Consider the following 12,000-nt stretch of genomic DNA (forward strand, 5'->3'; position numbering starts at 1 on the left):
CGTTTGATGGTACTACCCCCGTCCCGTTTGATGGTACTACCCCCGTCCCGTTTGATGGTACTACCTTTTAATGGTACTAGTCCCGTTTCACGGTACTGGTCAGGGGTGAAAAAATACTCGTTCAAATAACCTGTTTTTCTCTCAACCTTGATCAGACCAAGTTCTTCCAGATCACGTATACAGGTCATCACTGTGTCGCGTTTTTTAATCCCACAGTATTTCTGAAATTGGGTAATAGCAATTTGGTGTGATGCACGATCAAACCCCAAGGTTTGGCGCATAATAAACATTAAGCACTTAAACGCCTTATCGCTTAATAGGGCCATGAGTTGGCCATCAATCAAGAAATTAGGCATCTTGGTGTAGCGCTCTTCTTTATTCGACATAGCTTTGCGCTCATTCTTTGGAAAATGAACTACTTGCCCTTGAGGTTTCAGTTGTTCATGTGCTAAATTTGATTTCATGTTCATACCCCTAAGTTATGGACTCTCTAAAGCCTGACCTTGCCTGTCAGGCTTTTTCCATTTGCAAAGCTGATAAATATTTGGCGCACTGGCCTTTCATGGCTTTACGCAATGACTGGATATTGTGCTCGATCTCTTCCAGAATTCGATCTGTTTCATCCATTTCAGCTGGAGTCACCACCCCATCCTCTAAAGCATTCAGGACCTGCTTGTTTGCTTCACCATTACTGATGTTCATACCCAGCAATGACTCAAGCACAGTTAGTTCATGCCCTTTACCTTCAGCATCTGCTACTGGGATCAGCATCAAACCCAATTGGTGCGCCCATACCTTTAAAACTGCAGGATTCTGCGTATAGGTCAGCATGACTTCGAATGCTTTAAGGCTTGGTAGATGCTGGTCCATATTTGGATTGGCATAGTTCAGCGCCGTCTTGTGTGATACGCCTAGAACATCCGCAATTTCCTTTGGTGTAATCCCCTGGGAAAGGTGGATCATCTTGTGCAAGGCGGTTTTAGTTTCCTTCGATATATCCATGTGAATTCCTGTTTTTATTCACGTTTATTTCAAATAGTTGCTGGCTGATAATGGGTTTAAGCAGATAGAGATAAGGCCTGATTTCGGATGTATTCAAAATCTGCCTCTGGACACAGCGAATCGCACTTAACCTGCCCTCCGCTTTCTTTATCAATTTTGATTGCAAGTGAAGCGCTACATTTGCTGTTGCCATACATGATTTGATTCAAGTAACCAAGCGAGGTCTTACAACGTTTTGCAAATGCCTTTCTTTCATTTGGGGCTAGTTGACTTAGATAGTTTTTTAAGTCGACTGTTTGAGCAGAAGACATTTTCAATCTCCTATTTAGATTATTTAGTAAATACTAATTTCCATCACTCAACAAGTCAACGAATATTTAGTATTTACGAATTTACTTTTTACTAAAAACTATATGAAATATTGAAATGGATATAATTTCTTTAAGACGCGCCAATCTGCGCCAGGCTATTGATGCCAAACTAAAATCTGAAGGGTTTTCTTCGGATGCTGCGTTTTGTGAGCATTACGATCTAAACCCAAGCCACATATCTCAACTTGTGAAAGGTCATGGGAGTTTTGGTGAACGCGCAGCTCGTAATCTCGAGAAAAAGGTAGGATGGGAACCAGGCTTTCTTGATAGAGAAGAATTATTAGATGAAAGCAAAACTCAATCAGACTCAAATACCTCTACCTCTCCCACACTTGATAACAACATCGATTTATCTCAAAAAATAAGCTTGGAAGGACGACCTGTGCCTGTTATCTCCTGGGTTCAAGCTGGTGCCTGGACTGGAATTGATTGCGTACCAGAGGGAACCGAGTTTGAAGAATGGCTGCCACCAAATAAAGACTGTGGTCCTAGGGGCTATGCTTTGGTGGTTAAAGGCTTATCCATGTTTCCGAAATTTGAGCCGGAAGACAGGATATATGTGAACCCGGATATTCAAACTTTTGATTTGCAGACAGACGATCTGGTTATTGTTTCTTGTGCAGGTGATTCAGAAGCGACTTTTAAAAAGCTGATCATTGAAGGTGGTAACAAATATCTGCAGCCACTTAACCCCGACTGGCCTGAACAGATTATTAGGCTATCTGAAGACTGCCGTCTGGTGGGGAAAGTCGTTGGGTTGTATAGGAAGATTTAGGGGGGCTATAGAGGGTCTCTTAACCTGCAAGTTGGAGGGTGAAGTAGGTGGGGCTAATTTACTGTAGATCGTAAGCTCAAAAGAAGATTTTAGAAGTTTTAAGGGGTATTGTTTTGCAAAAATTAAGCAGAACTTTTAATGTTCCGGATCAAAGACTAAAAGAATTCTTGGAACAAAAAAAATTTGTATATGAAGGTGTTGAAATGGCACAGCACCCAACGGTGACAAATAAAAATATATGGAGAACTAATCTTGTATATAATGAAGATGGTGAAACCATTCAGGGTGGCTCTCTTTTATTCTTAAGTACTAGAGCAGTTCATTATGAATATCACTCATTTGCTTTGATTCTCAACCATAAAAACCACCAAAATATTGCAGCGCAGCTTGAAGTTCAACCTATCGAAGAACGTAGCCATGTAGAGGAAGGGTTAACTTGTTATGGTCCTCATTATGTAGCATTAAATGTAACATGTGAGGCTAGAGAAACATCGCCTGGTTGGAACTGGTTCAATTGGCTCAATGATTTCAATACCAGAACTAATTTACAAATATTCGGGAATCATATTCCCCCATTCAATGGAGAGCTAGACTTATGAATAATTTGCTAACTTCCATTTTTAATAAACATGGCAATCAATCTTATTGGGCTACTGAGGATACTTTGTGTGTAAGCACTCCTCATATTTTTACTGGTGGTCGACCATCTATTTATTTTATTAGCCAGAAACCAAGCGGTTTAATAAAAATAGAGGATTTTGGGCTTAATTTTAATTACTTTGCACAATCTTTACCAAACCCAGAGAATGCAGAAAAAACAATGCAACGGTTAGTTAAAAGATTAAATAATAATGTGCAATTTGATAATCAAGGTCTAGTCCTAGAAACTCACCCAGAAGATGTTGATTTAGCTATAGGCCGTTATTTAGATGTACTATCTCATTTAACTACTTATTCACCAAAAACCACAAACCATCAAGAATTAAGAGAAATGCTTGATGCAATATATGATTTTTTATTTCTTAAATTCGGAGATAATTTAATTTTAAAACCAAAAGTGATGGGGCATTCAGGTACTGAACATCATTTTAATTTTCAAGCTGGTAATAAATTTGTTGATTATGCAAAACCTAAAGCAGAAAAAACAGGTATTTTATTAAGGAAGATTATTGATGTAACTAACTTAAATGAAGAAGCAAAAATTCAAATTGTGCTAGAAGATCGGGAAAATAAAGAAGCTTTTAAAAAGGAAAGTGAGATTTTAGCTAGTGTTGCTAGTATCATGCCAGCCAGTACTCTACTTTCGACTCGAGCTCTTTTATCTTAATACTCCATCCCTAATTCCAACCCACCCAAGCGGTGGGTTTTCTTTTATGTAGGTAAATGTAATCCACCCTTCAAATGTCAGTTTTGAACGAATAGTATAAATTTGGATATATTCACTTCAAAAGGTTTGTTTAATGAAATACTTACTTGGCGCAATATTACTTGGACTAGCACTTACAGGCTGCACATCAACACCTCAAAATGATGTTGTACAAGATAAGACGACTAATAATACCCCTGCTAATACTCAAGTGATTTACTTCACTGGACCAATGGATCTTACGCTCGAGCTTAAATCTTCTGACAACTTTGAAACTGCAGAATTAGTAGACAACTCAGGTAAAGTTCATCACTTAAAGCAAACTATTGCAGCATCAGGTGTACGTCTAGCTAATGACCAAGGTGTATCAATTCACTTTAAAGCTGGAGACGGTGTAGTTGAATTAGTACCAGGTAAGCCAATCAGCATTACTGAATTCAAGAAGCAGTAATTTATTCCTATCAAATCGACCCACCTTATGGTGGGTTTTCTTTTTTAATAAATGCATATTTTCCCTGATATTATAAACTTAAGACTTTGTGCCAACATTGGTCTCAACTAAAATATAAAGGATAAAACTATGATTGAAGTTTCTTTGATAAATATTGCAAAAGGCGTCCAAGAGCCTTTCTATGCTCACGAATTCGAAACTTTACCCAGAATTGGTGAGTGGATAAATTTAAAGGGTCAAATTTTTGAAGTTGTAATGGTGATTCATCATTCTGGTGATCAATCTGGTCCTGACTTATATTTAAAGCACTTAGGCAGCGATGTTGATTTAATTGACCGTTTGATCCGTGAAAACGTAGTTTAATCTTTGTTAGGTTTTCTTCTGTCAAATGTTCTGGATCAGTAATAAGAATGCCAACAAGAAATCCCTTAGGCCTTTGACCCATTTTTATTGAAATTAGCTCACCCATGCTTGTAATACCAATCATCTCAAAAGCTCCAAACAACCCATCCCTGTGATGGGTTTTCTTTTGCCTATTAAAGCATAAAAATTAGTAAAAACTTATTTTTCACTAAATATATTTAGCAAATACTATTGACTTATTATTTAGTAAATACTAAATTTAACTCACAGACAAAAAGAAACCCCAGCGTAGCAGTAACTACCCGGGGCATGACCCACAACCAACCTGTGAGTGAAATCAATTATGAACACAAAATCTTCTCGATTCAACCCGAATATTCTAGGAGTCTCAATTCTGAGTGCTATCGGTGCATTTTCTATCGGTGCCCTAGCATATGAATCTAAACCCACTGCTCCTCAATACCAGGTTCACTTTCAACCAGCTGAAACTGGCGTGCAGTCTCTTCAAATCACTTCTGACACAACTGGCATCGCTGTCATCAAATATGACGGTTTTCGTATCCAGGTCAGCTTTGACTTTGAAGCGCATAAAGACAGCTACGGCGTACCAGGTTCAGATTTCACAGCTGTTGAAATCACCTGTTTGACCGTCGACCAGATCACTAACACCAAAGGTGAACTGTACAAAGACTTCACTGACTACAACGATCACCGCAACATCAACTTGTTGCTCGCTGGTTTCATTGAAAAGAACAAACTGGTGGAGGCTGTCTGACTATGAACACTCAACAAAAGTTTTCCCAGTTCATTGATGCCTTCAAGCATACGGATAGTGATTTTGTGACCTGTGCATGCGAACGCTATCGAGTAGGTATTGAATATCCAAAAATGTACCTGCTTAAACGTCGTAATGGTCCAGAAACTCACACTGAAGGCAACATTGCTGGCTTTGAAGTTTATCGAGTGCACGACGGCCGCTGGACGCTGATTCCACTGGCTAAACAAAATCCTTGGCTGGTCAATGCGTTAAACATTGCACGCGCTCCACGTGTGGCAGACCAGAAACGTGTAGCCAGTGCTCGACGTGCTCAATTCCGCTCTGAATTGTCGAAAAGCGGTTTCTACCAAACCAAAGAATATAAAGACTGGGCACGTAAACACGGTCCTAAAGGAGGTCGTTGATATGGCACTACAAGTTATTCCAGCTGACCAGCCTTTACAGGTTTCAGCAATTATCACCTACATCTATGCCGATCCTGGTCTAGGTAAAACATCGATGGGTTTCACTGCTGATAAAGCTATCAGCTTCGACTTTGACAAAGGTGCCCATCGTACTGGTGAACTACGCCGTGGTGCAGTGGTTCAGGTTAAACAATGGTCTGATGTTGCCAATCTGACTCCACAAGACTTGGCACCTTACAACACTGTGGTGATCGATACCGTGGGGGCAATGCTGGAAAGCATCAAAACTCATCTGATGATGAGTGCGACCAACAAGCAAAAAGATGGCTCACTAAAACTGAAAGCTCAAGGTCTGGCAAACAACATCTTTAAGCAGTACGTGAATACCTTGATTGCATCTGGTAAAGACGTGGTTTTCATTGCCCATGCCTCTGAAGATCAGAATGGTGACCAGGTAATTTACCGTCCAGATCTGGGTGGTAAGAATCGAAATGAACTGTACCGCATTGCAGACATCATGGGATACCTGACCACTGTGACCACTGGTGAAGGTAAGAATGCGCGTGTGATCAGCTTCAAGCCATGCCCTACTCATCATGCCAAAAATGCCGGTGGCTTGGGTGGCGAAACCGGTGAAGTATGGGTTCCTGATTTAAAAACGAATCCTACTTTCCTGGCTGATGTGATCAAACAGGCGAAGGACCACATCAACACAATGACACCTGAGCAGATAGCAGCAATCAAAGCTCAAGAGGATCTGGATAACTGGGTGCAAAGCTGTGCTGAAGCTCAGTATGCAAGTGACCTGAATCAGCTTACTGAGTCTATCGATAGCGAGCACCAGTATTACAAAAACATGCGCGTTGCATTGCTGAAACGCGCTGCTGATATGGGCTGCACATTCGACAAAGAGCGCAAGTCATGGGTCGATCCTGCTGAGTTCTTTGGCCTTGATGATGAACAGCTGGCAGCACTTCAGGAATTTATCGATGAACGTGGTCTGGATGCAAAAACCGTGTGTGAGCACCTGGGTTTAGATGCACTTAGTCAAATCGAAGTAAAGCAATTAGACGGCGTAAAAAAAGACATTGACCAATTAGCGAAGGAAATTATAAAAGCATGAAAGCAATAATTTTGGACACGGAAACCAATACGATCAATGGTTTCCCTATTGAAATCGCTTATGCGCCTGTCATCTTTGACCAAGGCCACTTGTTCTTTAAAAGTGATTTGGTTATTGATCAGTTCTACTCATGCCCTGAGCCAATCTCATACGGCGCAATGGCAACACATCACATCCTGGAATCTGATCTGCAAGGCAAACCGTGCTATGACACTTTCCAGTTGCCTGAAGATGTGGATTGTCTGATTGGTCATAACATTAATTACGACATTGAAGCGATTCGCAAATGCCGTACCGATGTGCCTGAAAAGTCAATCTGCACACTGGCTCTAGCTCGTTTCACATGGCCTGAACTGGAAACCCATACGCTGAGCGCCCTGTTCTACTTTGTGAGCTCAGACAAAATCAAGGCACGTGATTACCTGCGTAATGCTCACAGTGCCAAGTATGACATTTGGTTCACCTACATCATTCTGAAAAACATCTGCATCAAGCTCGGCATCAAGGATATGAACTCGCTTTATATCCTGTCCGAGCAAGTACGCACGCCGTCGATGATGCCATTTGGAAAACATAAAGGTACGGCACTAAAAGAACTGCCTAAAGACTACATCCAATGGATGCTGACCACTGAAATTGATCCTTATTTACGTAAAGCATTGGAGGCTGTCGCATGAAAATTTTAACTGGTAAAGAAGCGCTTGTTGCTTTGGCTAATGGTGATGATGTTGAGTTTCAGAATTTTTCTGGAATCTGGGAAGAAGCTGTTGCATTGACTGTTGGAGAAGTTCTATCTGGTGAGCTAAAGCTAAGACTTAAACCTCTAACAATGGAATTGGGAGGAATTACGTTTACTAAACCTTTAACTCGCGAAGACGTGGTCGAAGGTCAGGAAATTTTCGTGGTTTACCCGAGCTGGATTGTACATACTGAATTCACATCATTATCTATGAAGCTTGTTGAATGTGTGCGTTATGGTTTTGTACAAGCAGATAAGGAAAATGCTGAATTGCAGCTTCAAGCTATTGGAAAACTTCTCGGGCGAGCTATTGACTACCCTCTGACAGTGGAGGGTTCTTTCAAGCCTGAAAAGAAACGCTCGACTAAAGCCAAAAAGACTAAAGATGATACAGACCAGGCAAGAGTTCAAGCTGACACTGAAAATACTATTGCTGATGATGTAATTGTTCAGGATGCGTTTGTTTTAGCTGCACCTGAAACTGTTGATGCGGCTCAAGAACGCGATGCAGTCATTGCCGAGTTCACTGCACAAATTAATGCATGTACTTCAGTGGATTCTGTTTTGGAATTACGCCCTGTGTTTATGTCACACCAGGTTCTTGAGCGTGAACATCACCAGCACCTATGCAAACTGACTGAAGACAAACTGCTTGAACTGGATCCTGAGCAATATGCGCCTAAGGTGGAAGAGCAACCAGAAGAAGTTGAGGTCGATCCGGCAATTGCCAAATTTATTGAATCAATTGATAAGTGCCATTCTGATTACGAATTGAAAGGTCTTGAACGCAACCTTGAAAGTAATAAAAACAAACTTGCTGATGCTACTTACCAGGATCTGTCTAATCGTATCGCTGCAAAACGTGAATCCTTCTTTGACAACAAGAAATCTGGTGTAACTCAAACAGAATCATCAACCGGCAATTTAAGTATTGCTGAACTTAAACGACTGCAGGAAGAAGCTGAAAAGCTTGTGGAAAACAAAACCAATGCAGACGAGGAATACCAAAATTTACTTACTAACCTGTTAGATCGTGCCAGCAAAGCTAATACACCAGCTGAGGCAAATACTCTGGTTCGATACACCAAAACATGGACTGAAGAACAGCGCAAACCACTACTAGATGCAATTCATAAACGTCTGGTGCAACTGAACGATGCTAATGAAAAGCCTTCACTGGCAGTACGTATCGAACGCGCTGCAGATCTGACCGAGCTGGATGCTTTAGAAATCGATGTGTCTGCATGTGATCCGGTGATTCAACCTAGATTGATGGAACTTATAGAAAAACGTCGCTTTGAATTGAATCCACCAATAGTGAGTAATGGTGCCGCATGAAAAAAGTAGTCAAACCTAAAAACGCCGCAGCCTTTCGAATCTGGTTTGAGAAATTGGGGTATTACGTCAAACCAGTGGGTAAAGGCTTCACGGCAAATACAACGGATCGTCTTATTAAGAAACGTCTCCATCATGTGTTGGTGACTGACGATCTAGGCGGAAATCAAGCAGCTTACGAGCTTGGTAAAGAATTTGAAGAACACTTGATTAGTGTTGAGATGAAGAAGGTGGCGTGATGGAAAATAAAAAATGGCAAGTCCGCATTCGTAAAAGTTTAACTAATGAACAAGCTATTGAGGCTTTCGGTGAGGAATTAGCAAAGCTTGGTACAGCAAGTCAAATTCGTACAATTACCAACAGTGAAGAAGTTGAGTTAATTGAACTGATCCAAAAAATCCAAGGTGTTGCGCCTGATTGGGAAGTTATCTCTGTGATTTTGGTTGATACAGATAACAGTGAACAGCTCGGTGAAGACTTTGATTGGGATGAGGTTGCCTAATGAACGAAATCCAAGCAACAAACGTGGCGGTGGCTAACGAGATCATTGAACAGTTATTCAAGGATAAGCCTTTTAATTTGAAACTTGATGCAGGTCAGACATGCGCTTTATACAACATTGCTACTGAGTCGCATCACCTTCATTCCAATGTGGTTAAAGGTTTAACAGTTTCAACTTGGCAGCGTGTTCGTAATGGCACTGGCATCATTTTAGAAATTAATGACTCAAATGCTGATGTCATCTACCACATGCTTTCCAGCTACATCGCAAAGCATGAACTGCCGGAAAGTGTGGTGAAAAGTTTGGAGGAAGTGCCGTGACTAAAGAAACCTTCGGAGAAGAAGACCGCCTTCTCAAGACTAGCGAAGTCTGCAAAATCACAGGGTTTACACGTGCATCAATCATCAAGATGGTGGATGACAAAGAGTTTCCAGAACCTGATTTTGTGAGTAAAAGCGGATACAAGCACTGGTGGAAGTCTACGATTTACGCACATTTTAACAAGAAAACAGCATTGGCTGGGTGAGTATGGATATTCAGAAAGAAAAAGATGCTTATTTAAGAATGTTGCTCGATCAAGGAGCAATTACTAAAGATGAATTTGATGACATTGTTTATAAACCTGAAGTGAATGCTTTTCACTCAAATTACTTGTCGTCACGTTTTATCGACAATATCAATTGGGGCTGGTCTGCTTGGCAAGCAGCCAAAGCTCAGGCGGTGCCGGAAGGGTTTGTAGTGGTGCCGAAGGAGAAACTGCAAAACCTAAATAAAACAATTGATGCTTTGTATGAATGTGATGGTTGTGCTTATGACAACAGAATTTTATCTCTATTGGGTGATGCCAATATTGATATTGAAGCTATGATCTACGCACAGGAGCCATCCGCATGACTTTAGAAGAATTAAGGTTGAAATTTAAGAAGTTGCCACACATTGAATTAATAATTCATTTGTTTGCATACAATGTTGATTTAAATAAGTATGAGCCGATCTCTGACTTTGTTGTTCCTGAATATATTGGTTTTATTAATGGCGCATGGTACGCCTTCCAGGAGCAGCAGAAGAAGATTGATGATTTTCTGAATGCAGTAAAAGGCTCTGTTCTTGTTGAGTCTTGTAAATGTAAGCCGGAAAAGGTGTGCTTAGAATGACTTTAGAAGAAATCAGGAAGAATGCGCCGGAGGGGGCGACTCATTACGCCGATGACAATAAGGGTTTTGACTATCTATTAATAGGCGATGATAGAAGCCTTGCAGTCTGGAATGATAGGTTCATGACATGGCTTCCTGTAGGCTATGTAAAAAGCAACCATAAATATAAGCCGCTCTAATGCGGCTTTTTTTCTTTAAAATTAATATTTTTCGACGCTGCAAATTGAGCTTTTAATTCATCGCAATAGTCAGCCCAACGCTGCATCATCTTCCTTCTTTTATCTAAGTGTTTCGTCCGATTATATGCCCTGCCATGCATGTCTCGGACTTGGTGAGCAAGCTGCTGTTCAATAATATCAAGCGGAAATTCCAGTACTTCATCAAGCAAGGTGCGAGCAATCGCTCGGAATCCGTGACCTGTCATATCTTCTTTAGAATATCCCATGCGACGAAGCGCCATGTTTATAGACATATCTGATATAGGCCGATGCTTGTCTGATCGTGAAGGGAAAACATAATCTGAATTATTAGTGAAATTATAGGCTTCTTTTAATATAGCTATCGCCTGCTTGGATAAAGGTACAATGTGGTCCAGCCCGGTTTTTGATGCGGTCTTAGAAGGTGTATAGCACCAGGTGGCATTTTCAAAATCAATGTCACTCCACTTGGCAGAACGTAGCTCACCAATGCGGACAAATACCAGTGGTGCTAGTTGTAAAGCAAATTTCACATGCACAAGCTGAGATTCATAGCTATCTATATCAAATAGCAGTCGAGCAAAGTCAAACGGATCTGTTAAGGCTGAATAGTGTTTTTTCTCTCGTTGGGTAATCGTACCCGCCAAGTCTTGAGCAATATCCCTTTCACACAAACCCATTTTTACAGCGAAACGAAATACCTGTGATGCTTTGGAGCGGATACGCATAGCCGACTCGATATAGCCTTTGTTTTCATCTTTCTCAATTACTTTGGCTAAATCACGTGGCTTAATCTCGGAAATAGGCATGTTGCCTAAATCTCGATAAAGTTTTTCAAAGATACGTTCATTACGAATGACAGTAGCTTCTGCCAGTCTTTGCTTGCTTTTATATAGTTCAGCCACGGACTTAAAAGTAGCTTGCTGTTTGAGTCGTTCTTTTTCTTCAATGCCCTGCTTTTCTGCTTGCGGGTCTTTACCTTCTGCCAGTAACGCCCTGAACTGGTCCCGATATTCTCTGGCCTTAGCCAGTGAGATTTCAGGATAAGAGCCAATCGACATCGTATTTCTTTTTTTAGTAACAGGTCGAGTGTAATCAAAACGCCAGATAATTGATCCGTTTTTACGGATTAGAAGATTCAAACCCGCACCATCTGACAACCGAATGTCTGTTTTTAAGCCATTGGGATTGTTAGATTTTACTTCACGGAGAAAAGCTTTGATTTTTGAATCTGTAAGCGAAATTACTTGTTTTGGCATTTTTTGCGTTACAACCTAGAGTACAAATTTAATCTGTAACGCAACCTGTAATGCATCGATGCGTTACAACTTTAAATATCTTTATACAACTTTATACAGGTTATTTTAGCAAAGTCTATTATTTACTTTAGGTTTTGACAGGTTTTAACAGGAATGAATATAGAATTTGGTGCGCTCAGCG

The 12,000-nt window shown here is 40.7% G+C and carries 21 protein-coding genes; 17 read left to right on the forward strand and 4 right to left on the reverse strand.

Annotation, left to right across the window (positions count from 1 at the left end; translation table 11 throughout):
• The 3 genes from GW12_RS02860 to GW12_RS02870 all read right to left on the reverse strand — a co-directional run.
• Positions 1-464: replication protein (locus tag GW12_RS02860; protein ID WP_034583161.1), on the reverse strand; the 464-nt coding region annotated here is incomplete at its 3' end.
• 46 nt (positions 465-510) lie between these two features.
• Positions 511-1,002 (reverse strand): phage regulatory CII family protein, encoded by a 492-nt coding sequence (locus tag GW12_RS02865; RefSeq protein ID WP_034583163.1) that lies wholly within the window; start codon positions 1,000-1,002, stop codon positions 511-513.
• Positions 1,003-1,058: 56 nt separating this feature from the next.
• On the reverse strand, positions 1,059-1,313 hold the full coding sequence (locus tag GW12_RS02870) for a YdaS family helix-turn-helix protein (protein ID WP_034583164.1): 255 nt from the start codon (positions 1,311-1,313) through the stop codon (positions 1,059-1,061).
• A gap of 115 nt (positions 1,314-1,428) precedes the next feature.
• Here GW12_RS02870 and GW12_RS02875 point away from each other — a divergent pair, with 115 nt between their 5' ends.
• The 17 genes from GW12_RS02875 to GW12_RS02955 all read left to right on the forward strand — a co-directional run bounded on the left by GW12_RS02875 (position 1,429) and on the right by GW12_RS02955 (position 10,542).
• A complete protein-coding gene (locus tag GW12_RS02875; protein WP_034583166.1) occupies positions 1,429-2,148 on the forward strand; it encodes a LexA family transcriptional regulator in 720 nt (239 codons plus the stop codon).
• A 113-nt stretch (positions 2,149-2,261) separates the two neighbouring features.
• Complete coding sequence (locus tag GW12_RS02880) at positions 2,262-2,747, forward strand: hypothetical protein (RefSeq protein WP_034583168.1); 486 nt, start codon at positions 2,262-2,264, stop codon at positions 2,745-2,747.
• Entirely contained in the window at positions 2,744-3,475 is a 732-nt protein-coding gene (locus GW12_RS02885; RefSeq protein WP_034583170.1) for a hypothetical protein, read from the forward strand. The genes GW12_RS02880 and GW12_RS02885 overlap by 4 nt, the downstream gene beginning before the upstream one ends.
• 133 nt (positions 3,476-3,608) lie before the next feature.
• Positions 3,609-3,965, forward strand: a complete 357-nt coding sequence (locus GW12_RS02890; protein WP_034583171.1) for an NADH-ubiquinone oxidoreductase subunit 6 — start codon at positions 3,609-3,611, stop codon at positions 3,963-3,965.
• Positions 3,966-4,094: 129 nt separating this feature from the next.
• Positions 4,095-4,328 carry a hypothetical protein gene (locus GW12_RS15755; RefSeq protein WP_034583173.1) on the forward strand — a complete coding sequence of 78 codons (234 nt, stop codon included), beginning with the start codon at positions 4,095-4,097 and terminating at the stop codon, positions 4,326-4,328.
• 343 nt (positions 4,329-4,671) lie between these two features.
• Positions 4,672-5,103: a hypothetical protein gene (locus GW12_RS02900; protein ID WP_034583175.1), complete on the forward strand. Its 432-nt coding sequence runs from the start codon at positions 4,672-4,674 to the stop codon at positions 5,101-5,103.
• A 2-nt stretch (positions 5,104-5,105) separates the two neighbouring features.
• The gene (locus tag GW12_RS02905; RefSeq protein ID WP_034583177.1) at positions 5,106-5,510 is read left to right on the forward strand and encodes a hypothetical protein; all 405 of its coding nucleotides are present in this window, start codon (positions 5,106-5,108) and stop codon (positions 5,508-5,510) included.
• A 1-nt stretch (position 5,511) separates the two neighbouring features.
• On the forward strand, positions 5,512-6,633 hold the full coding sequence (locus tag GW12_RS02910) for an ATP-binding protein (protein WP_034583179.1): 1,122 nt from the start codon (positions 5,512-5,514) through the stop codon (positions 6,631-6,633).
• Positions 6,630-7,310, forward strand: a complete 681-nt coding sequence (locus GW12_RS02915; RefSeq protein WP_034583181.1) for a putative quorum-sensing-regulated virulence factor — start codon at positions 6,630-6,632, stop codon at positions 7,308-7,310. Before GW12_RS02910 ends, GW12_RS02915 begins: the two co-directional genes overlap by 4 nt.
• Positions 7,307-8,710: a hypothetical protein gene (locus GW12_RS15170; RefSeq protein ID WP_052127872.1), complete on the forward strand. Its 1,404-nt coding sequence runs from the start codon at positions 7,307-7,309 to the stop codon at positions 8,708-8,710. Before GW12_RS02915 ends, GW12_RS15170 begins: the two co-directional genes overlap by 4 nt.
• Positions 8,707-8,946 (forward strand): hypothetical protein, encoded by a 240-nt coding sequence (locus GW12_RS02925; protein ID WP_034583183.1) that lies wholly within the window; start codon positions 8,707-8,709, stop codon positions 8,944-8,946. The genes GW12_RS15170 and GW12_RS02925 overlap by 4 nt, the downstream gene beginning before the upstream one ends.
• Positions 8,946-9,209, forward strand: coding sequence for a hypothetical protein (locus GW12_RS02930; protein ID WP_034583184.1), 264 nt, complete (start codon positions 8,946-8,948; stop codon positions 9,207-9,209). Before GW12_RS02925 ends, GW12_RS02930 begins: the two co-directional genes overlap by 1 nt.
• Positions 9,209-9,529 carry a hypothetical protein gene (locus tag GW12_RS15940; protein WP_152598516.1) on the forward strand — a complete coding sequence of 107 codons (321 nt, stop codon included), beginning with the start codon at positions 9,209-9,211 and terminating at the stop codon, positions 9,527-9,529. The genes GW12_RS02930 and GW12_RS15940 overlap by 1 nt, the downstream gene beginning before the upstream one ends.
• Positions 9,526-9,735: an AlpA family transcriptional regulator gene (locus GW12_RS15565; protein ID WP_152598517.1), complete on the forward strand. Its 210-nt coding sequence runs from the start codon at positions 9,526-9,528 to the stop codon at positions 9,733-9,735. The genes GW12_RS15940 and GW12_RS15565 overlap by 4 nt, the downstream gene beginning before the upstream one ends.
• Before the next feature lie 2 nt (positions 9,736-9,737).
• Complete coding sequence (locus tag GW12_RS15830) at positions 9,738-10,103, forward strand: hypothetical protein (protein WP_052127873.1); 366 nt, start codon at positions 9,738-9,740, stop codon at positions 10,101-10,103.
• Positions 10,100-10,363 (forward strand): hypothetical protein, encoded by a 264-nt coding sequence (locus GW12_RS02950; protein ID WP_034583186.1) that lies wholly within the window; start codon positions 10,100-10,102, stop codon positions 10,361-10,363. Before GW12_RS15830 ends, GW12_RS02950 begins: the two co-directional genes overlap by 4 nt.
• Positions 10,360-10,542: a hypothetical protein gene (locus GW12_RS02955; RefSeq protein WP_034583188.1), complete on the forward strand. Its 183-nt coding sequence runs from the start codon at positions 10,360-10,362 to the stop codon at positions 10,540-10,542. The genes GW12_RS02950 and GW12_RS02955 overlap by 4 nt, the downstream gene beginning before the upstream one ends.
• On the opposite strand, the gene GW12_RS02960 is transcribed toward GW12_RS02955, so the two are convergent.
• Positions 10,539-11,819 carry an integrase arm-type DNA-binding domain-containing protein gene (locus GW12_RS02960; RefSeq protein WP_034583190.1) on the reverse strand — a complete coding sequence of 427 codons (1,281 nt, stop codon included), beginning with the start codon at positions 11,817-11,819 and terminating at the stop codon, positions 10,539-10,541. The genes GW12_RS02955 and GW12_RS02960 overlap by 4 nt on opposite strands.
• Between the last annotated feature and the right edge of the window lie 181 nt (positions 11,820-12,000).

This window comes from Acinetobacter sp. HR7 (genome assembly GCF_000773685.1).
Lineage (GTDB): Bacteria > Pseudomonadota > Gammaproteobacteria > Pseudomonadales > Moraxellaceae > Acinetobacter > Acinetobacter thermotolerans.